At 60.1% G+C, this 21,133-nt stretch carries 12 protein-coding genes; 2 read left to right on the forward strand and 10 right to left on the reverse strand.

Going from position 1 to position 21,133, the window contains the following annotated elements; genetic code table 11:
* Positions 1–4: 4 nt before the first annotated feature.
* Entirely contained in the window at positions 5–850 is an 846-nt protein-coding gene (efeU, locus tag Q8X51_RS28900) for an iron uptake transporter permease EfeU (RefSeq protein WP_027607884.1), read from the reverse strand.
* A gap of 168 nt (positions 851–1,018) precedes the next feature.
* Between efeU and Q8X51_RS28905 the strand changes: the two genes are divergently transcribed.
* The gene (locus Q8X51_RS28905) at positions 1,019–2,035 is read left to right on the forward strand and encodes an AraC family transcriptional regulator (protein WP_065927739.1); all 1,017 of its coding nucleotides are present in this window, start codon (positions 1,019–1,021) and stop codon (positions 2,033–2,035) included.
* A 100-nt stretch (positions 2,036–2,135) separates the two neighbouring features.
* The gene (locus Q8X51_RS28910) at positions 2,136–5,972 is read left to right on the forward strand and encodes a hypothetical protein (RefSeq protein ID WP_407694537.1); all 3,837 of its coding nucleotides are present in this window, start codon (positions 2,136–2,138) and stop codon (positions 5,970–5,972) included.
* Between the two features lie 105 nt (positions 5,973–6,077).
* Here Q8X51_RS28910 and Q8X51_RS28915 read toward each other — a convergent pair whose 3' ends face one another.
* The 9 genes from Q8X51_RS28915 to Q8X51_RS28955 all read right to left on the reverse strand — a co-directional run bounded on the left by Q8X51_RS28915 (position 6,078) and on the right by Q8X51_RS28955 (position 21,124).
* Positions 6,078–7,325 carry an MFS transporter gene (locus Q8X51_RS28915; protein ID WP_407694536.1) on the reverse strand — a complete coding sequence of 416 codons (1,248 nt, stop codon included), beginning with the start codon at positions 7,323–7,325 and terminating at the stop codon, positions 6,078–6,080.
* A 300-nt stretch (positions 7,326–7,625) separates the two neighbouring features.
* A complete protein-coding gene (locus Q8X51_RS28920; RefSeq protein WP_065927736.1) occupies positions 7,626–9,041 on the reverse strand; it encodes an efflux transporter outer membrane subunit in 1,416 nt (471 codons plus the stop codon).
* Positions 9,038–12,217, reverse strand: coding sequence for an efflux RND transporter permease subunit (locus Q8X51_RS28925; protein ID WP_065927735.1), 3,180 nt, complete (start codon positions 12,215–12,217; stop codon positions 9,038–9,040). The genes Q8X51_RS28920 and Q8X51_RS28925 overlap by 4 nt, the downstream gene beginning before the upstream one ends.
* Positions 12,218–12,232: 15 nt before the next feature.
* Positions 12,233–13,474 carry a multidrug efflux RND transporter periplasmic adaptor subunit MexE gene (gene mexE, locus Q8X51_RS28930; RefSeq protein WP_065927800.1) on the reverse strand — a complete coding sequence of 414 codons (1,242 nt, stop codon included), beginning with the start codon at positions 13,472–13,474 and terminating at the stop codon, positions 12,233–12,235.
* Positions 13,475–13,731: 257 nt separating this feature from the next.
* Entirely contained in the window at positions 13,732–14,580 is an 849-nt protein-coding gene (locus Q8X51_RS28935; RefSeq protein WP_065927734.1) for an HNH endonuclease, read from the reverse strand.
* The gene (locus tag Q8X51_RS28940) at positions 14,577–16,874 is read right to left on the reverse strand and encodes an AAA family ATPase (RefSeq protein WP_407694535.1); all 2,298 of its coding nucleotides are present in this window, start codon (positions 16,872–16,874) and stop codon (positions 14,577–14,579) included. Before Q8X51_RS28940 ends, Q8X51_RS28935 begins: the two co-directional genes overlap by 4 nt.
* Before the next feature lie 163 nt (positions 16,875–17,037).
* On the reverse strand, positions 17,038–19,251 hold the full coding sequence (locus tag Q8X51_RS28945) for a GMC family oxidoreductase (RefSeq protein WP_407694534.1): 2,214 nt from the start codon (positions 19,249–19,251) through the stop codon (positions 17,038–17,040).
* The gene (locus Q8X51_RS28950) at positions 19,248–19,760 is read right to left on the reverse strand and encodes a sorbitol dehydrogenase (RefSeq protein ID WP_065927731.1); all 513 of its coding nucleotides are present in this window, start codon (positions 19,758–19,760) and stop codon (positions 19,248–19,250) included. Before Q8X51_RS28950 ends, Q8X51_RS28945 begins: the two co-directional genes overlap by 4 nt.
* Complete coding sequence (locus Q8X51_RS28955) at positions 19,757–21,124, reverse strand: cytochrome C (RefSeq protein ID WP_407694533.1); 1,368 nt, start codon at positions 21,122–21,124, stop codon at positions 19,757–19,759. Before Q8X51_RS28955 ends, Q8X51_RS28950 begins: the two co-directional genes overlap by 4 nt.
* Between the last annotated feature and the right edge of the window lie 9 nt (positions 21,125–21,133).

A 21,133-nucleotide genomic window follows, 5' to 3' on the forward strand; every position in this document is an offset into this window, starting at 1 on the left:
GTCCTTACTGGCTGGAAACGGAAGAAGGGCTGGCGGCAGGCTTGGGCGGTGCCGCGGGCAGGAAAAACATCACCAGCGCCACCACCAGATACATTAGATAGGCGCCCAGGGTGCTGACGGTCGGCGCTTCCTGGTAGCCGAACATGCCGGCCAGTACCGAACCGAGCGGGCTGTCCATCGGCAGCTCGGCGCTGAAATCGAACAGCACGGTCTGCCAGTGGTTCCACACGCCCGCTTCATGCAGGGCTTGCACCGAATTGGCGAGGATGCCGGCGGCGACCACGAGGATGAACAGGCCGGTCCAGCGGAAAAACGCACCGAGGTTCAGGCGCATGCTGCCGGTGTAGATCAGGAAGCCGACGATGATCGCCAGGACCAGGCCGAGCAGGGCGCCAATCGGTGCGCCTGGGCCTTCGCTCTGTTGGAACACAGCCAGCAGGAAGAACACGGTTTCCAGGCCTTCACGAGCGACGGCAAAGAACACCATGAGGATCAGCGCCGTGACCTGGTGTTTGGAACCGGTCAACGCCTGGTCAAGGGAGGCGTGCAGCGAATGCTTGATGGAGCGCGCGACCTTGCGCATCCAGAACACCATGGAGCTGAGGATGCCCACGGCGACCAGGCCGACGATGCCCTCGAACAATTCCTGCTGCTTCTGCGGAAACTCGGCACTGACCAGTTCCAGGCCACCGCCCACCAGCAAGGCCAGGGCCGCGGCGAGGAACACGCCGATCCATACGGCGGGCATCCACTGGCCGCGGCCGGTTTGTTGCAGGTAACTGGCGATGATGCCGACGATCAGCGCCGCTTCAATGCCTTCGCGCAGCATGATTAAAAAGGGAACAAGCATCGGGCACCGCAGCTTAAGTAGGTAGGAAGCTAAGTTGTAACATAATGATACTCATTGCTAAACAGGAAAACTTGACGTTTGCTGAACAATGGCTGAACGGTGGTGGCGAATCGCAACCCACCTTATGATGCACGGCATCTCGAGTGCCGCCGGATTGCCCAACCTCCCATGTCGGAAAAAGACACCATCTCCATCCATCTCGTGCGCGAAGCCTTGTTGCAGAGCTGCGCACCGGGGCCGGCCACCGTCGAAGCCTTGAGCAAGGTCGGGATCGATCCGGCATTGCTGGAACAGCCCGTGGCCCGCGTTCCGGCCACCGCCTACGCCCGTTTGTGGCGTCTGCTGGCCAGGCGCATGGACGATGAGTTCTTCGGCATGGACCCGCGCAAGCTCAAGTCCGGTAGCCTCGAGTTCCTTTGTCGCGCCGCCATTGCACAGCCCAGCCTGGCAGCGGGCCTGCAAACCGGCCTGGGGTTCCTCTCGCTGATGCTGGAACACCTGCCAGCCCAGCTGGTGCGCCAACAGAGCCTGGCGGAAATTGTGTTGCAAGAACCCGAGCCAGCGCCCAAGCGCGCATTCACCTATTTCACCTACTGGATGATCGTGCACGGCGTCGCCTGCTGGCTGGCAGGCCGGCGCATCCCGATCCTGGCCATCGAACTGCGCTGCCCGCAGCCGGACTTTTGCGATGACTACCAGGTGATGTTTTCCGACAACCTGCGTTTTGATCGGCCACGCACGCGGATGATCTTCTCTGCCGACTGCCTCGACCTGCCGATCAAGCGCAGCCCGGAAGAACTCAAGCGCTTCCTCGGCCATGCGCCGGCCAACATCCTGGTCAAATACCGCAACCCCGACAGCCTGGCTACACGCATCAAGCACGACCTGCGGCAAATGCCTCCCGACACCTGGCCTGAGACCGAGGGCCTTGCGGCCACGCTGTGTATCTCCGCTTCCACGCTGCGCCGCCGCCTGGCGGAAGAAGGGCAGAGCTACCAGGGGCTCAAGGACAGCGTGCGCAAGGAGTTGGCGATTGTGTGGCTGGCCGAACCGCAGATCAGCTTTGCCGAGATCGCGGCGCGGTTGGGGTTTGCCGATACCAGTTCGTTTTATAAGGCGTTTCGCAAGTGGGTGGGGTCCAATCCTGGGCATTACCGCAGTTTGATCCTGGGGGAACCTCGTTGAGTCGCGCACAGGCTGCTGGCGGCCAGGACTTTTCCGATCCCATCCATTCGTTTTCCGGGGCAGGGTAGACACTCTTCAATCGTGAAAGCGAGTTCTCCTGATGTCCAAGGTCGTTGCTACGCCTGAACCCGTTGCAGTGGGTTTTCCATCCACGGCCACCGGGATTCAGCCAGATCGTTACCCGGAGGTCATCCGTCCGGAGCCTTTGCTGCGCCCTTCGACGCTGGTTCATCACATCCCCGGCCAATTGCAGGGCATCAGCGATTTTTCGCAAGCCCTGCTCGACACGGCGATACTGGAAGCCAGAAATAAGGAACGCTGGATCGCTGCCTTGGAGCGCCACGTGCAGGGCAAGGCGGATCAGGACACTATCGACCTCGCCGAGATCCGCTTTTCAAGCGTCACGAGATCCACGCTGGCGACCGATGTACAGCGTGGGCGCAAGGCCCTGGCCGCTTTGGCAAATCGTCCAGGCATGCAGGCGGCCTGGGAAAAATATGGAATCGACAGCCAGACCGCCCATCTACGCATCTTCGATGGACGCTTGGAGGTATTGGACAGTGCAGGGCGCTGGATCGATTTGAGCGAGCCTGTATCCGCCCGGCCAGGCTTGAAGAAACGCTTCGACACGCTGTTGGACATGGCGCAAACCACCGGACATATCCTCCATTCCACGGGCGAAGTCGATGCATTGCAGATGCTGCGCGTGACGCTACCCAACGCCGACGGGCAGGATGTCCCGCGCTCGGCCAAGGTCATTCGCAACCTGATTGGCTGGCAGCGCCATCCGCTTCCCTCCAGCCCGCCGATGGGCAGCTATACCGGGCCCTGGCTGGCGCTGGACTCGCCGCTGAAACTGAGCCAGCAAGACCGCCAAACGCTGGTTGGGTCCTTTGAACGCTTCGTCGGCCCGCAGTGGCTGGATAAACAGCAGCCTCTTTCCGGTGATGTCGATGCGCACATCCTTGGGCGGTTACGCAGCCAGAAGAATCTCAATGTGTACCGCCAGCACCGTTTGCTGGAAGGGCTGAACGCTCCCCACGATGGTTTGCGCAAACAGCCGCTCAATCAGTTGCAGGTCACCGCCCATCTGTTGCGTATTGATCCGCACCTGGGGCAGCAGAGAAATCACGTGGCGGGGTATGACCTGTACTCGCTGCAAAATGCCGGGCTCAAGATGGCCGATGCCCGCAAAGACCTGCACATGCACCTGGTGCAGAACAAAGGCGTGAGTCCGGACGCCGTGGAGGTTGTCAGCCATCTATTCCTGGCGACTGTCGCGCCGGAGTTTCTGGTGCGGGATATCCCCGACACCGTGCATATCGGTTCTCCCGCCTGGCTGGTGTTGAGGAAAACCGTTGCCCTGCTTGAAGCCCTCGCGCCAGGATCGAGTCGGACCCTGACCTATGCTCAAGTGCTGGAGCGCGCGGCTCTCCAGCCTCCAACACCCACACTGGTGCCGTTGTTCCAGGCGGCCGAGGCAGATCCGTTGCTGGATTTGGGCGTGCTCAATGGCGTGATCGCGGGCCGTGCCGATGACCGTTACACCGTGGAAGATCTGCGCAAGAGCGCGGGCAAATACAAGGACTATATCCAGACCACGCAAAAGGCCACTGCGGTCCTGCAGACCCCTCCCGTGACGCGCAGAGCCTTGGCCCAGGCGGACCTCAAGGCGGTGTTCCCAGGGCGAGACTTGGATAAGCCCGTGCAGAGAGATACCTATCCGATGCCTTTTTTCATGGCTGATCCCTCCCATGAATTGAGCTTGATCGACCTGCATATGATGGGGGCGTTGAAGAACGGTGAGTATGCGCAAAAAGTGGCCAACGGTCCCTTTGGCGGGACTACGGCAGAAACGGGCGGAGAGCTCGCCGACCTGCAGGCGGGTTTTAATCGGCTTCGGTTTACCAAAGACATGCTCGACCGTTCGGTAAAGTCGGGGGGCGACACGTTCACCTCAGCCATCACCACACGTCTCAAGGAACTGTTCAGCAAAATGCCCTATCAGGACCGACAGCTGCTTGAGCGAGAAGAACTGACGTTTTACCGGGTCGAGGGCGAGTCCATCACCGCCGAAGGAAAGGCCATCAGCGATGCGGCGGAACAAACGGAGCGGGTAAAGGGGCGCTATGGTTTTATCGTCCAGGCGGGACAGGGTGACAATGCGAAATGTTTTGAGTTTTGGCCCTTGAGGGGCGAGTACTTCGAGCGTCCCGATTTCCTCAAGGCACTGGCCCGAGGCGAAGCGCAGGTGCCCCGTGTGTGGGTGACGAAACTGCAATCCCACGCGGACGGCCATGGGGCCGGGGAGTCCGAGGTACAGATACGCGCCTTGCGCGAAACCCTGCCGGCCGGCAGCGGGCGCGGATCATTGGCAGACGGCGGATACTTTTCGCAGAAAACCAGGGATTTTGCCGCCTATGTACGGCGCCATGACCTGGTGCTCAATCGCCAGGAACTCCTGGACTCCGCCATGGGCACGACGCCGCGTGAGCGTTTCGAGGCGCGCACGCAGGAAGCGGTCAAGACCATTGAAGACCTGCTTATTCCGTTCAAGGGATGCTACGACGACATCGCCTCCGGGCGCGTGAAGACCGAGCTGGGCGCGCTCACCGGCTGTGCGCTCGACGCCGTGATGATCGGCTCCGTGGTCGCTGGCGAGGTTGTGGAAGGGGCGCAGGCTGTCAGTCGGGCAGAGACTGCCTTGTCCAAGATGTCGGCGGCCACCAGAGCGTTTGGTGCGCTGAGCAATAACCTGTTCAACCCTGTTGCGGGTTTGGAGCAGCCGTTACAGGCAGGCTACGAATGGTTGAGCAGCCGCCCTGTTTTTCGTCTTGGCAGGCCGCTGGGGGAGCTCCGTGCGACCTGGAAGACCGCGATGAAGGAGCAACTGGGCGCGCCGCCTTTTGCCACCGAGCGTCCCCGGAAAATGCGCAGGCCTTCCGTTGACGGTGAGCAACCACGTCCTCACGACCCGGCTCAACTGCCCACCCTGGAGACCGCCGGGACGCCCGCCGCGACACCCCTCCTTGAGCAAAGCCGTCAAGCCATTGAACGAGCACTGCCCATCGCCCGGGAGCGACTCAATGGTGCCTTGAGTGCGTTGTCCGATCCTGAGTTCGAGAAAGACCTCAAATTCGTGTGCAAAACCTTCTTCGGCGCGGATTCCGAGGACGTCGTGGCTGCCTTTACGCGCAAGCAGCGCACCATGAAAGTGGATTTGGACAAGCTGGATCTTTCCAACATCAACTTCCTCGAAAACGAAGGCTCGGAGTGGCAGGCCCAGCTCCTGCCGTCGTCCTATAGCCGTTACAAAGCAGGCTATCGCCAGGAAAAATACATAGAGGTTAATGTGAACGGCGCCACGGACTATTACCGCAGCATGGGGAGTAGCGACGATGCCATGGCCAACACACTGATCCATGAGCAGGCCCATGGTTTTCCCGGTGATGAGGATTATGTCTATTCCGGCGCGATCAAAGGCGGATGCGAGGACATTGCAGACTTGCTCAACCTGGGCAACACCACGGACCCCAAGCACTTTCGCCACTTGGGGGACGAGGTGCAGGAGGCGACCTTGAGCTTGTTCGCCAAGGCGCCCCAGGCGCATAACGCCGATTCGACCCTGTTCGGCATTGCGTTGCTGGACCAGGCTAAAAACAACCGGCCGTTGTACAAGGAAAATGTGAAAGCGATTCAACAGGCGCTGGACAAGGCCAAGGCCACAGGTGGTGTAATTACCGAACAATTGCCCGTCAGGATTATTCGCAAGCGTGCAGTCAGCAGCGCTCCTTTACCGCGCTTTGTGCTGGTGCGCCATGATCAGACCGGCAAAATCGTCCAGGTGCTGGAGCGGCTCCCCCGGCCGGGCGGGCACGGGCCTCACGCTCCACGGTCTGTCAGCGATGTCGTTCAAGAGGTGTTCAAGTGGCACTGAAGCGCATGTTCGAATGCACTGGGGAAAGACGGATTGGCTGAAATTTGCCGTTTAAAACCACGATAGTTCAACGACTCGACGGCCCCGTGGAAAACCTGGGACGATTCAAGCTTCTTGTTTTTTTAAATGGTCTTTTTGCCCACTTGACAGCAATGTTGTACTTACACCCAATAAACCAACAAAACAGGAGACTGCAACGATGATCAACGTCACCGAAAAACCATATGCATCCAACAAACCGCCGAAAACAGTATAGGAGATGCCGATAATAACTGAGTTAACCAGGTTCGCCACAGATAGGCACGATGCTCGGATGTGTGACTCAATATTGTCATGAATATAGGTTTCGTATGAGGTTTCATATATGGCAGGGAGCGACATGATTAGAAGGAAGCTTGCGACCGAAGTGGTTGTACCGATATTCAATGAAAGAATGAAAAGAAGAAAGGTGGCAATAAGGGTGGTAGAGAAAGCAATTATGCCGAGAGAAAAACGAGAACAAAAAAAGCCAGCAGCCATGAACATTAATGCCGACAGGGCTTCAACAGCAGCATAAATGCCAGCGATGATAGGTACCTCTAAACCCTGCATGGAAAAAAAGGGTTGGCCATAGATGAACAAGGGGATCGTTGAAAGCTCGAATAAAGCATATCCAATAAACAAAGGTATAAGAAATGCGCCTTTTTTAGACCGAAAAAAAATAATCAGCGAGGTGAGATGTCCCTCCGTTTTTTCATTGATTTTGTGACTTTTTTTATTCAAATTCAGTGAGAACGCCGGGAGCTTCATTTCGGGAATGAATGTCACAACAACAGCTCCAATGAGCTTTGATGCCGCAAAAAAAATATAAACACTGTTCCAAGACCATGTGTCTTGTAATACGCCACCAAGCAGCATAGATAAGCCTAATGAAATCGCACCAATGGCACGGGCGCGTGAGAGTATTTTAGGATACTCTTCGGCGCGATGCTGGGCCAGTAAGTTATCATACAGTAATGCCCTGTCCGAACCGGAGCCCATGGCAATGCTGGCGCCGAACAGACAAAATATTATGGCGAAAGGAATAAAGGAGGAAAATAGCAGAAATCCAATGCCGCTTATAAATAGCCCTAAAAAGCCGAGTATGAGAGAACATTTACGACCATATCGATCTGCGAGCAAACCAGATGGGATTTCTAACGCTACGGAAGAAAAGAATAAAAAAGATTGAAGAATGCCTATTTCCCCTTGTGTAATTCCAAATTGCAGCAGGTAAAGTACAAACAGGCTTCTTTGGACATCAAGGTTCATAAAAATTGATAAGGAGTAATATAGGTTGTCGTGCTTGTTTTTGAGTGGGTTCAGGGTGCTCATTTTTATTTAAATATCTGTCTTTTTAAGCTGGCGATATTTAAAGTTTAAGGTGCATCCATTTTTTTTAGAAGGCCTCATTTTCTGTGTTGTAGAAGAAATGGCAGCCGCAATAAAAAGCATGTACTCCTGATTGCCAGGCGCAGCGCGGTATTAGGAAGTGACCTACGAAGGACTTCTTGTTTCGCTTACAGAAGTAACTTTCAACATTTTAGGACGCTCCAAACAAAAAAAGCCCCATGACCAAATAGGCCACGGGGCTAAAAATTGGCTGGATGCGACCAACCAAAGGAGCTCTTTACGTTACTTGGCAGTCGCCACGACGGTGTCTGGCTTCCAGCCACCTCCCAGCGCCTTGTAGATCGCCACAATCCCGCGATACAGGTCCACTTCGGCCTGGGCCTGGGAGTCTTCGGCGGCCAGGCGTTCGCGTTGCGCGTCGAGCAGGACGAGGAAGTCCACGGTGCCTTCGCGGTAGCGGATCGCGGCGAGGTCGGCGGCGGCGCGGCTGGATTCGCTTTGGCGGATCAGCGAGACCAGGCGTTGCTGACGCTTGCCGTAATCGCTGAAGGCATTCTCGGACTCTTCCAGCGCCAGCAGCACTTGCTGCTCGTAGGTTGCCAGGGCGCCATCGGCTTCGGCGTCTGCACCCCGCAGGCGGGCACGTACGCTGCCCAGGTCGAAGGCGGCCCAGGTGATGCTCGGGCCCAGGGCCCAGGCATTTGCGGCGGATGAACCGATCTGCGAACCGCGCCCGGCGGTGAAGCCGAGGAACCCGCTGAGGCTGACCCGTGGGAACAGGTCGGCCTTGGCTACGCCGATACGCGCGGTGGCGGCGGCCAGTTTGCGTTCGGCGCTGAGGATGTCCGGGCGCCGTTGCAGCAGTTGCCCCGGGTCGCCGATCGGCAACGCCTTGGCAATCGCCGGCAGGTCTTTCGGGCCCAGGTCCACGGTCAGCTTGTCGGGGCGCTGGCCGAGGAGGGTGGCGATGCGGTTGCGCTCACGCACCTGTTCGGCCTGCAGTTGCGGCACGCTGGCCTCCACTGCTGCGAGGCGTGCGTCGGCACGCTCCACGTCGAGTTGGTCACCCACACCGGCGTCGCGCAGGCTGACGGTGATGGTGCGCGAGTCCTGCTGGTTCTTCAGGTTGTCGAGGGCAATGCGTTCACGCAGTTGCGCGCCGCGCAATTGACCGTAGGCGTCCACCAGTTCGGCAATCAGGGTGACTTGCAGTTGGTACAGGTCGGCCTCGGCGGCTTGCTGGTCGGCGTCGGTGGCTTCCAGGTTGCGCTGGATGCGCCCGAACAGGTCCAGTTCCCAGGCCATGTCCAGGCCCAGGTCGTAACGCTCGGTCTTGACCCGGCGGGTGGTCTGGCCGGGGATCTGGCCCTTGCCCTGGTCGCTGCTGACGCGGCTGGTAATGGTCGGCATGGCGTCGTTGCTGGCGTCATCACGAATCGCCCGCGCGGCCCGCAGACGGGCAAACGCCACGCGCAGATCACGGTTGCCTTGCAGCGATTGCGTGACCAACTGGTTGAGGGTCGGGTCGTCGAACTGCTGCCACCAGATGCCTTCGAACTTGGCGTGGTCATACTGCTTGGCATCCGCGGCGGCGGTGATGTTCGCCGCCTCCGGGGTCTGGGTCTTGTAGTCCGGGCCCACGGCACAGGCGCTCAGCGCCAGGACCAGCAAGCTCGGCAGGAATACTTTCACACTCATTGCTGTGTCTCCAGCTTCAAGGCCTTGGCCGCTTTGCGCGCTTCGCTGCGCTCCACATAGCGACGGATCAGTACGTAGAACACTGGTGTCAGCAACAGGCCGAAGAAGGTCACCCCGATCATCCCGGAGAACACCGCCACGCCCATGGCATGACGCATCTCGGCACCGGCACCGCTGGACAACACCAGTGGCACCACACCCATGATGAAGGCGAACGAGGTCATCAGGATCGGCCGCAGACGCAGGCGGCAGGCTTCCAGTACCGCAGCGAGCGGATCGAGGCCTTCCTGCTGTTTGTCCTTGGCGAACTCGACGATCAGAATCGCGTTCTTGCACGCCAGGCCCACCAGTACGATCAGGCCGATCTGGGTGAAGATGTTGTTGTCGCTACCGGAGATGATTACCCCGGTAATGGCCGACAGCAGCGTCATCGGGACGATCAGGATCACCGCCAGCGGCAGGCTCCAGCTTTCGTATTGGGCGGCCAGGACCAGGAACGCCAGCAGTACGCAGAGCGGGAACACGAACAGCGCAGTGTTGCCCGAGAGGATTTGCTGATAGGTCAGGTCGGTCCACTCGTAGGTCATGCCGTTGGGCAGTTCATCCTTCAACAGTTTTTCAATCGCCGCCTGGGCCTGGCCGGAGCTGTAGCCCGGTGCCGCGTTGCCGTTGATCTCGGCGGTGATAAAGCCGTTGTAGTGCATCACGCGGTCCGGCCCCGAGGTGTCGCTGACCTTGATAAAGGTCGCCAGCGGGATCATCTCGCCCTTGTTGTTGCGTACTTTCAGCTGGCCGATCTGGTCGGCGTCCTGGCGGAACTGTTGTTCAGCCTGCACGTTGACCTGGTAGGTACGCCCGAAGCGGTTGAAGTCGTTGGCATACAAGGAACCCAGGTAGACCTGCAGGGTGTCGAAGATGTCGCTGATCGCCACGCCGTGGGTCTTGGCCTTTTCGCGGTCGATGGCGGCATCGACCTGGGGCACGTTGACCGTGTAGCTGGTGAACAGGCCGAACAACTCGGGCACGCCACGGCTCTTGGTGATGACGTTCTGCACTTCTTTGTACAGCTCGTCATAGCCGAGGTTGCCACGGTCTTCGATCTGCAGGCGGAACCCGCCGATGGTGCCCAGGCCCTGTACCGGCGGCGGTGGGAAGATCGCCATGTAGGCTTCTTCGATGTTGGCGTACTGGCCATTCAACGCACCGGCAATTGCCCCAGCGGACATGCTCGGGTCTTTACGCTCATCGAACGGCTTCAGGGTCACGAACACAATGCCGCTGTTCGGGCTGTTGGTGAACCCGTTGATCGACAGGCCGGGGAAGGCAATCGCAGCTTCCACACCGGGCTGCTTCAGGGCGATCTCCGACATGCGCTTCATCACGTTTTCGGTGCGGTCCAGGCTCGCAGCGTCGGGCAGTTGGGCGAAAGCCACCAGGTATTGCTTGTCCTGGGCCGGTACGAAGCCGGTCGGGGTGTGGGCAAACCCGAAGAAGGTCAGCACCATCAGGCCGGCGTACACGAACAGGGCAATGCCCGTGCCGCGAATCACCCGGCGTACGGTACTCACGTAGCCATGGCTGGACTTTTCGAAAAAGCGGTTGAAGGGACGGAACAGCCAGCCACCGAGGAGCTTGTCGAGGACCTTCGAGAAACGATCCTTCGGTGCGTCGTGACCGCGCAGCAACACGGCGGCCAGGGCAGGGGACAGGGTCAGCGAGTTGAACGCCGAGATCACCGTCGAGATCGCAATGGTCAAGGCGAACTGTTTGTAGAACTGCCCGGTCAAGCCACTGATAAACGCCGCTGGAATGAACACCGCACACAGCACCAGCGCGGTGGCGATGATCGGCCCGGTCACTTCGCTCATGGCTTTTTCAGTCGCCGGGAACGGCTCCAGGCCCAGCTCGATATTACGTTCGACGTTCTCCACCACCACGATGGCGTCGTCCACCACGATGCCGATGGCCAGTACCAATCCGAACAGCGACAGCGCGTTGAGCGAGAAGCCGAACAGGTGCATCACCGCAAAGGTCCCGATCAACGAGACCGGCACCGCCACCAACGGAATGATCGAGGCGCGCCAGGTCTGCAGGAACAGGATCACCACCAGCACCACGAGGATCAGCGCTTCGAACAGGGTGTGCACCACCGCTTCGATGGAACCGCGCACAAAGATCGTCGGGTCATAGGCGATGCGGTAATCCATGCCGGCCGGGAAGCTCTTTTTCAGCTCGGCCATCTTGGCGCGCACATCGTTGGAGATGTCGATGGCATTGGAGCCGGGGCGCTGGAAAATCGGAATCGCGACGGCCGGCTGGTTATCGATCAGCGAGCGCAGTGCGTATTGGCTCGATCCCAACTCGACCCGGGCGATGTCCCTGAGGCGCGTGATTTCACCGTTGGCGCCGGCGCGGATCACAATGTTCTCGAACTCTTCCTCGGTGACCAGGCGGCCCTGGGTGTTCACCGATAACTGGAAGCTGGTGTCAGACGGTGCAGGCTGGGCGCCCAGGGCACCGGCTGCCACCTGGCGGTTCTGCTCGCGGATCGCGGTGACCACATCGGTGGCGGTCAGGTTGCGCGAGGCGGTCTTGTTCGGATCCAGCCATACACGCAGGGAGTAGTCGCCCATGCCGAACAACTGCACGTCGCCGACGCCGCCCAGGCGGGCCAGCTCATCCTTGATATTGAGGATCGCGTAGTTGGACAGGTACAGCATGTCGTAGCGCTGATCCGGGGAGGTCAAGTGCACCACCATGGTCAGGTCGGGGGAGGCCTTGTCCACGGTGATACCGATGCGCGTCACTTCCTCAGGCAGTTTTGGCTGAGTCCGTGTCACCCGGTTTTGCACCTGCACCTGCGCATTGTCCAGGTCGGTGCCCAGGGCGAAGGTGATGGTCAGGGTCAGCTTGCCGTCGGCCGTCGATTGCGAGGACATGTACAGCATGCCCTCGACGCCGGTGATGGCTTGCTCCAGCGGCGCGGCCACGGTTTCACCGATGACCTTGGGGTTGGCGCCCGGGAAGTTGGCGCGCACCACCACGGTCGGCGGCACCACCTCCGGGTATTCGCTGATCGGCAACTGGAACAGCGAGATCGCACCGGCGATCAGGATCAGCAGCGACAGCACCGCTGCGAAGATCGGCCGTGAAATGAAGAACTTGGAAAAATTCATCTTGAGTCGTATCCCTTAACCGCGTGGAGACGCAACGGCTGCGAGCTTGGGCGCGGTTTTTTCCGGCGCCACTTGCTCCAGGTTGCTGGCTTCAAGCGCTTGTCGTTGTTGGGCCAAGGCGGCGAGGGTTTCCTTGCTGGCCATCGGGATGGTTTCCGGGGCGACCGGCGAGCCGGGGCGTGCGCGTTGCAGGCCCTTGACGATAATGGTGTCGTCCTTGTTCAGGCCGCTGCGCACGATGCGCAAGCCTTCGATCTTCGGCCCCAGTTCCACTGCGCGATACGCCGGCTTGTCGCCTTCCATCACCAGCACGAACTTCTTGCCCAGGTCGGTGCCGACGGCCTCGTCGTTGATCAGCACGGCGGAGTAGGTGCCGCTGCCGACCAGCTTCAGGCGCGCATACAGGCCAGGGGTGTATTCGCCCTTGCTGTTATCGAACACGGCGCGCCCACGGATGGTGCCGGTGGCCGGGTTGACCTGGTTGTCGACGAAGTTCATCTGGCCCAGGTGCGGGTTGCCGGTTTCATTCGACAGGCCCAGGTACACCGGGGTGGTCGCGCCACGGCGGCCTTGACGAGCGAGTTCGGTGTACTTGAGGTATACACGTTCATCGGCGTCGAAGTAGGCGTAGACCTTGTCGGTGGAGACCACGCTGGTCAGCGCGGTGACGTCGGCGGTCACCAGGTTGCCGGCGGTGATTTCGGCACGGCTGACGCGGCCGCTGATCGGCGAGGTCACGCGGGTGAAGCTCAGGTTCAGCTTGGCCAGGTCCAACTGCGCCTGGATCCCGGCGACGGCGGCGCGGGCTTCCTGGGCGGCGGTGGTGCGCGAGTCGGCCAGTTCGGCGGAGATCGCATTGCTCTGGCGCAGGCGTTCGCCGCGCTGGGCTTCGTTGTCGCTGCGGGTGGCGGCGGCTTTGGTTTGAGCCAGTTGGGCTTCCAGGCGGCGCACTTCGGCCTGGAACGGACGCGGGTCGATCTGGAACAGCAGGTCGCCTTTCTTGACCAAAGCGCCTTCGGTGAAAGCGACTTGGTCAATCTGGCCAGAGACCCGTGGACGAATCTGTACGGTTTCGGGCGCTTCCAGGCGACCGGTGAATTCATCCCACTCGTTGACCGGCTGCTCAAGCACCTTGGCCACGCTGACTTTTGCCGGTGGCATGGCGGCCGCTTGTTCCGGGGTCTTGCCGCACGCGCTCATCACCACCACGGCCAGGATCGCCAGGGGGAAGCGCAAATGTTTGAGTGACTGTTCCATGAGGTGCATCCGCCAATGTATTTGAGATGGGCGGATCATGCGCGGCGAGGCGGTATGTCACGAATCGAATGAAGCAAAGGTAACTATCATTCGGAATGATATAAGCGCGGGGTTAGCCCTCTAGCATGGGGGTTTCGTTAGGGGGCTATCAATGGGCGTGATGACAAAGGACTGTTGTTGCGTGTGTAACGAACCTCTCAGGTCCTTTGTGTTGAGGCTACATATCCAGATTGCGGTGTAGCTTGACGTCTGCGCGATCAGTCGAATGCAAGCTGTTCCTGGATAGCGCGAATGGGATCATGAGCGAGTTGCTGTTTGCGTGACCGAGTGTGTTTGCGGCCCGATGTTTTAGGTGCAGCATCTTTGGTGGCGTCATCTGGAACCACCCACAGTGCGCTGGCCTTGCCGCCGTCGTTCAGCCGTTCGGCAATCGTTATTTCCATGGCATGGCGAAAGGCTTGCAGTTCTGGGCGGTCTGTTGAGTCGCCCTGGGCATCCAAGTCGTCGATGGTGCGTTGCCAGCCCGCCAGCGCGGGGTAGCTGCGCTTAAGGCTGCGCTTACCGACCACAGCGCTGAGTAATTGGGTGCACAGGTGTTGTCCTTGGGGCGTGAGGCCGTGATAGCTGACGAACTCCTGGCGATTGGTTTCCATACGGATGAAGCGGATATGTTCATCGTAGCGATGGTGACGGGGATGAAAGAAGGTCATGACGTCTGCCGTGGGGTAAAGCGCCGGGGCGCCAGGGAACTTGCCCCAGTCGGCCTTGCCCTTGACCGAATTGCAATCGACACACGCAATCGCCAGGTTGCGCGGATGCAAGGCGAATTGAGGGTAGGTGTCGCGTGACAGAACGTGTTCGATGGGTGCTGCACTCGCATGGTTAAGCAACCAGCGCTTGCAGTAACAACACCTGGGCTCCTGGCGGCTTTTCAGCGCTACGCGCAAGCGTTTTTTGAGCGCCGCACAGTCGGCTTTGGCAGGGTCGCCCAGCTTGCCCCAGATAGTTTTATCAAAAGCTTTTGCCCCCTTGCGCAATGCGTGCAGAAACTTGCGCTGTTCGCTGTAGGGGAGCGCTGCCTTCGGCTCGCCGGTGGGGCGGGTCATGCTGGCAACGCCTGTTGCGCAAGGGCAAAGGTTTCGGTGATGGCAAGACTCGCGTGGTCGATGAGTTGCAGGTCTTGTTGGTAGCGCTTGTCTTCGGCGTCACCGGAGGTCTTCATGATGGTTGTCATGTATTCCAGTGCTTTCTTGAGGTCTTCATGTTGTTGGGCATACTTACCCGCCTGGCCCCGGTTGGTTGCTCGAATCGCCTCTGTCACAAGCGCCGCGCAGCGCTCGGCGACTTCCCGGTTGTGCGGGGTGTAGGTCTCGAAGCCCTTGAGCAGGATGGTCTCTACTGAGTGGCGCTGTTCAGGCGCAATTTCTGTCAGTTGATTGTCCTTGGCCATAAAACAATGGCTCAGGTTGTCCTTGGCATTGGCAACCAGCGTCGGTGAATGGGTGGCAATCACGAACCGGGTTTGCAGACGTTCTGCCATCAGGCTGAACAGGCTCGGCAGCAACTGCTGCCAACCGACATGCAGGCTCACTTCTGGCTCATCGATCAGCAGCACTTTGCCGGGGCCGGCGCTTGCCATGATTTTGGCGAACAAGAGCAGCACCTGTTGTTCGCCGGAGCTGAGGTCGGTGAATTTCAGCAGGTTGGAATGGCCTTGGCGACTCAATGCGAGACTCAGTCCCTTGAGGGAAACATGTTCACTGACCGCGAGGGCAAGGGGAATGACTTGGGCGGCCAGGTCGAGTGGTCGCAGCAGTTCGTTGAATGCACCATTGGGCGCAAGGTACAGGCGCTGTTTGAGGCCCATGCGCTCAAGCAGGTTTTCCAGCAACGCCAGGCGCTCAGGTATCTCGACCGTTTCGACCAACAGGTCGATCAACTTGCGCTCGATGGTTTGCGATGAATACCCGGTACTCGTCCGGTCGCCCAGGTAGCGATAATGAGGATACTTCTCGCGATTGCCCAAGGGAAAACGGTCAATCGGCCCGACCACAATGGCCACACTGGCGGTGGACTGTTGCTGCAGGTGGTCAACCAGAGAAGCCAACAACAGGCTTTTGCCGGCGCCATTGTTACCGATGACGTAGGTGCAGGAAGATACGCTGCCTGGTTGCGCGAGCAGGTGCTCCAGCGGGCGCCGGTCGAGCAGTGAAATTTCCCGTACTCGATCAACGGGCGGAACCCGAGTCCCGCCGATGCGGGTCCTGAGCACATCCTTGGTGTCCAATTCTACGCAAACGCCGTCGACATCCTCATACCCAGTGTCGAACCATTGGGCAAACAGCCCTTTGAGTGAACCCAGCAGCTTCGACTCAGGGTATTGGCTAAAGCGCAACGCTCCATCTGACCTCCATATCTGGTAAATCGCTGCTGAGAAGTAGGCGAGCTCTTCTGCGCTGACCCCCCGAATCCCAGACAGCAATTTGCGTGTGTCGATGCACAACGTTCTGTCTGCCTGGGATTTTTGGCTATTCAACAACCAGGCGTAGTAGCGGGTGGCGTTGCCAGCGTCGTTATAGCTCGTGAAATCGAACACGGCTTCAAGCAGGTCATTGCTGGACAGGTGTTGCTTGAGTTTATCCAGGGAGGCGGGGGTTGGGGTCCGGCCAGGCGTGAACACCATCAGTGTTCGCCCCGTTAACGTGCCTTCTTCGGTCCGTTGTAACAGTGAGACGAAGGGCTGTTTCAAGTAGACCGGGTTATCCAGCAGTGACAGGCCCTCACGTTTGAAGTCATTCGGCAGACCTTGGATCAGTTCGGCATTGACGCCTTGCACGATCAGTCTGAGTCGGGTCAAGTGGTGTAGGGCCGCGCTACCTTCAACAAGCAAGTATGCAAACCGGCCCTGATGGAGGTCGAAATGCTTGACGAAGGCTTCGCCACTATAGGGCTCCAGGTCGATCAGCCCTTCATCGCGCGCCAAGCCGGTGGCGAGTGCTCCGCTGATCTGGGCATGGCGGCGGTCGAAACGGGCTTGGGTGGCAAGAAAATAAAAAAGTGCGTCGAACAGGTTGAGGCACTCTTCTCCGTCCAGTTGCTCCGTGACCTCATCCAACAGCACTGATAGCTGTTCGTAGGTCTGTTCGTCGCATGCAGTGATTTTTTCGGCGAGGCCACAGTGCTCCATCAGCATGTGCACGCAGGCCTGAATGGTGTCGTGGTAGACCCAGTACTTAGTCTCCCGCTCCTTGACCCATTTAGGGCTGTCCCAGTCCACGATTTGCACGGCGAGGACATAGAGCAAAACCTGCTGGAATTGAGCGTCCGTCATCTCGCTCTGAAGCTGACTGGCCTGTGCGCGTGCTAATAGCTCGCCGAGCCAGATATGACTTTCTTCCATGAATGTCCACCTGTTTCCTATGACATTAGAGACCGGGGACCGCCCCCGAGGTGCATGGGTTTGAAGTTTACCTATCGATTCAAGTAGTGGCGAGTAGCCATTTTCGACTGTCTGCCAGCCACCTAAAAAAATGGGCTGCGGGTTTTTCCCGCAGCCCAGGACCCTACGTGGTACCGAACCCCACCTGCACCGTCAGCGCCCCCTGGTTATCCCCCAACCCAATGCCATAACGCCCCTCCAGATCATCGTTGATGCACAGCTGCAATTCCCCGGTCTGCCCCGCCGGAATCTCCGCCAGGTCACCCACCAGAAACGGTGTCCCGCTGCTGCTCACACGGCCAATCAGCGCTCCCTCATTGGCTCCCGGCAAGGTGTAGCCCGCCTTGGCGATCAGCCCGGGGCTGCCGTTGCCATCGACCATGCCGCCCACCGGGCTGGCCAGCCACTTGCTGCTGACATACCGCACCAGGCGCGGGCTCGGGCCGCTGATCTGCACGCCAGTGCCTTGCCATGGCTGGTTGGCCTGCACCTGTACTGTCGCGGCCTTGAGCTCGTTGCACAGGGTGTCGCCGGCCTGGATCGACAGCGCGGCGATGGTCAGGCTTGGGTTGGAGGTGCCGGTGGTGGGGAACACGCCATCACCCACCAGGAACAGGTTGTTGTGGTCCCAACTGCGTTGGGTCTTGTCCACCACCGAGGTCTTGGGGTCGTCCCCCATGCGGTAGGTGCCCATCAAATGCCCGGCACCCTGGAACGAATAGGATTGCCCTTGGTAGGTGAACACCCCAGGCGGGATGTCGGCAGTCAGTTCGGTAGCCCCGAGCAGTTCGGTGATGACATGGCTGGCCAGGATCCGCGCCTGTTTGAAGCCTTCCTTGGTGTAGTCGGACAGGTCGTAGTGGATTTCCGGGCGCGGGATGCCCAGGCGGTCCTTGTATTGGCTGGAAGGCACGATATAGCAGTTGGCGTTATTGGGATCTTCCTCCACTTGCTCCACCAGGAAGCCTATCCGAAATTGCCGCGTGAGCAGGTTGTTCAGCTGTTGCACCAGCGCCGTGCCGAACAGCACCTGGGGCGCGCCCGGTGTGTTTGGCAGCGGGTTGGTCTTGCTGATGTTGGTGCCATCAATCAGGTCGGCGACGGTGGTGTAGGGATCACCGATCGGCCAGTTGAAGCCCTCGTTGCCGATCTCGATCCGCCAGGCCGCGCGCTGGCTGCGGAACGCGCCGTCGCGCAGGCTTTCGATGCCGGAGGTGGACACCGGGCCGCGATACGGGAACACCGTCTTGCCCTCGGGCATCAGGCCCCAGGCCAGGTAGATCGGGTGGTCCGCCAGGCTGCGCCCGACCTGGCCGCTGCTGTTGGCCACGCCGTTGGGCCAGGCGCTGCTGGTGGAATTGAGCAGCAACTTGGGCGTCTCGATGGCATGGGCGGCGATCACATAACGTTGCCCCACCGCAACGCCGGTGCCGGTCGGGGGTCCGTCACCAAGCTGGTACTGGATGAACTCGATACCGCTGATGCTGTTGTCCGCCCCCACGGTGACCTTGCTCGCCACGGTCTTGTACAGCACCCGCACATTGCCGGTGTTGAGCGCGTTGTTCATGGTCACCGTGGCATCGTACTTGGCCTGGATCGGGCAGATCGGTGTGCAGTTGGTGTTACCCGCGCACACCCGTCGCCCGGCATACGGCTGCGAGTTGCGCCCGGCCGGCGTCGGGCTGACCACCAAGGGCAGGCCCTCGAACGACTGGCCCTGCACCGCGCTGACGAAGCTGCCATCGACCAGCGACAGCGGGATGCTGGTCATCGGGTATTCATAGTTGGCCGGGAAGGTAATGCCCAGGTACGCCTGGTCGGCCACGTTCGCCGCCACACCGATCTCCGCTTCGGCACGGCAATAGGCGCTTTGCAGGTCGTTGTAGCTGATCGGCCAGTCCACCCCCACGCCGTACAGGGATTTCATCCGGAAATCATTCGGCAGCATGCGCAGGCAGGTGGCGACCCAATGCCAGGTGGTGCCGCCGCCCACGCGCTCATAGGTACTGGTGAACGGCAGCGGGCCTTTTTGCACCAGGTAGCTGACCTCGGGGTTTTTCCAGTTGTCATTGATCAGGTCGGCGATGGTCGCGCGCGGTGCGTTCTGTTCGGCCGGCTTGCGCAGCGGGCTCAAGGTGCTCACCGGCGGGTAGGGTGATTCGGGCGTCTTCAACGTCGCGGTATAGAAACGCTCCAGGTACTGGTTGCGATTGGGCGGGATCTCCGGCCCCGATTCCAGCACCAGCACTTGCACCCCGGCCAGGCCCAATTGATAGGCAATGAGGCTGCCCGCAAGGCCCGCACCGACAATCACCACATCTGCTTGTTCGCTACTCATGACGATGCTCCTGGCTGCGTGCTGGCGTTAACCCCGGTGAAGTCTTCCAGGCTGGGCGGCGGGCTGTTCCAGTAGCCGAAGAAGAACTCGCTGTAGCCCATGGGGTGGGCCTGGGCAATACTCCACGCCCAGCTCTGGGTGTAGGCCTCGTCACTCACCACGGTTTGCTCGCCGAGCGGGAACGCGCCCTGGGTATACGGCTGGTACCACACGCCCAGCAGCCAGAGCTTCATGATCGCGCGTGCCACCTGGGCGGTTTGCGTCGGTGCCGGTTGGCCGTTCTGCATCAGGATCGCTGTGCCGATTTGCTGCGGTGTCGCCTGCTCGGCCGCCAGCGTGGCGTACTGGGCCAGCAGGGCGCTGAGCACGCTTTGCCCGACACGCGGGCCGATGAAGTTGAGAAAGGTGCTGGGCAGGCCGATGGGGTCTACCGACGGCGCCAGCAGTTCCTGATCGATGCCGGTGAGCACCACGCTCAGGCCAGTGAAATTGTCCAGGTCGGTACTCATGGCTGACTCCTTGTCACACCGGTGGATTGGGCGCGTTCGAGCAGGTAGGTGAAGTCCGCGAAGCTGGTGCGCGGCGACTGGGTCACGTGGGTGGCGGCATTGCCGTGACAGGCAATGCAACTGGACGACGCCTGGGGCACGGTGCCCTGGATATAGGTCTCCAGCGTGGCATTGGCGAGGAACGACGGTGCCGGATTGCCCAGCGGCTTGGTGGCGGAGATCTGGCACGGCGGCTGGCCGCTGAGCGTCGGCCACTGGGTGCTGATCAGCTGATAGTTGGCCCATACACTGTTGGGATTCACCGTGCGCAGCAGGGTCTGGTACGTGGTGTTGAGGGCCTTGGTTTCATCCGTCAACGGTATCTCGCGCACGATCTGCGAGGGCGTGGCCTTCACCGCCGGGTTCCATGGCCGGGGCGGCGGCTGGTTGACCTCGGCCTGGCTGCTGGCGTTGTAGAACAGGTACGGGCCTTTGCGCTCGGCGGGCGGCGTGGTCTTTTCCGGCACATTGTCGACGTGTTCGAAGGTCGACCACACCCACTGCGGCGCGCTGGTGGTCTTGTGCACGATATGCAGGCCCACCAGCCCGACCGGCTCGGCCACGCAGGACTCGGCCACCACCGGCCCCTTGCTCGGGTCGCTGTTGCCCGGCGTATACACCAGCGCGTCAACGCTATGGAAGCTGGCGGGATTGTCGTTGCCGTCCAACACCTTCCACGCGGCCTTGACCATCAGCGAACCCACCTCACTGGTGCTCGGGTTACCGCAACTGAACGCCACGGCATTGGTCGGGCTGGCGGCAAAAAACGCCTGTTGGCCCTGGATGCTGTAGAGGCCGTTGTTGACGATGCCGTCGAACATGGCTTGGTTGACCACGATTTCATTGCGCGTGTACACGCCGCTCTGGTCCACCAGGGGGCCGCTTTCAAACGGCTGGATAAACTCGTCGAGCACATCCGGAACCTTGCCCATCTGTTGCAGCAAGCGCCCGGAACCCTTGCCTTCACAGGCTTTCGGCACGCTGGCGGGCGCATGAAAGGGCAGCGGCTTCTGCCCTTGGGCCAGGAATATCTGATAGCTCTCCTTATAGCTTTCCCACACGGTGGCCGCGTCCTGCTGGCCGATCTGCACAGCGCTGTTGGGTTGACCCGTGTCCAGGGCCGGCCAGTTCAGCGCGATGAACGTCTGCCACGACATTTCATCGAAGTTGGCTTGCAGGCTGGACAGGGAAAAGGGCGGGGTCGCCGTGACATCGAAGGGTATTTGCGTAGACAACGTGGGGGCCGCGACGACCAGGGGGCTCAGCAACGCGCCAAACAGCGCACAGCCGAACCCGGGCCGGGGGCGATGGGTGTCCATTCTCATCGGTATCTC

The sequence above is a fragment of the Pseudomonas sp. Yb2C2 genome (assembly GCF_052112325.1).
Taxonomy (GTDB): Bacteria; Pseudomonadota; Gammaproteobacteria; order Pseudomonadales; family Pseudomonadaceae; genus Aquipseudomonas; species Aquipseudomonas marginalis.

Bases quoted from the DNA above. Each gene is read 5' to 3' on its own strand.
- Q8X51_RS28940 (WP_407694535.1), bottom strand. From the start codon at position 16,874: ATGGAAGAAAGTCATATCTGGCTCGGCGAGCTATTAGCACGCGCACAG.
- Q8X51_RS28925 (WP_065927735.1), bottom strand. From the start codon at position 12,217: ATGAATTTTTCCAAGTTCTTCATTTCACGGCCGATCTTCGCAGCGGTG.
- Q8X51_RS28905 (WP_065927739.1), top strand. From the start codon at position 1,019: ATGTCGGAAAAAGACACCATCTCCATCCATCTCGTGCGCGAAGCCTTG.
- mexE (WP_065927800.1), bottom strand. From the start codon at position 13,474: ATGGAACAGTCACTCAAACATTTGCGCTTCCCCCTGGCGATCCTGGCC.
- Q8X51_RS28915 (WP_407694536.1), bottom strand. From the start codon at position 7,325: ATGAGCACCCTGAACCCACTCAAAAACAAGCACGACAACCTATATTAC.
- Q8X51_RS28935 (WP_065927734.1), bottom strand. From the start codon at position 14,580: ATGACCCGCCCCACCGGCGAGCCGAAGGCAGCGCTCCCCTACAGCGAA.
- Q8X51_RS28910 (WP_407694537.1), top strand. From the start codon at position 2,136: ATGTCCAAGGTCGTTGCTACGCCTGAACCCGTTGCAGTGGGTTTTCCA.
- Q8X51_RS28955 (WP_407694533.1), bottom strand. From the start codon at position 21,124: ATGAGAATGGACACCCATCGCCCCCGGCCCGGGTTCGGCTGTGCGCTG.
- efeU (WP_027607884.1), bottom strand. From the start codon at position 850: ATGCTTGTTCCCTTTTTAATCATGCTGCGCGAAGGCATTGAAGCGGCG.
- Q8X51_RS28950 (WP_065927731.1), bottom strand. From the start codon at position 19,760: ATGAGTACCGACCTGGACAATTTCACTGGCCTGAGCGTGGTGCTCACC.
- Q8X51_RS28945 (WP_407694534.1), bottom strand. From the start codon at position 19,251: ATGAGTAGCGAACAAGCAGATGTGGTGATTGTCGGTGCGGGCCTTGCG.
- Q8X51_RS28920 (WP_065927736.1), bottom strand. From the start codon at position 9,041: ATGAGTGTGAAAGTATTCCTGCCGAGCTTGCTGGTCCTGGCGCTGAGC.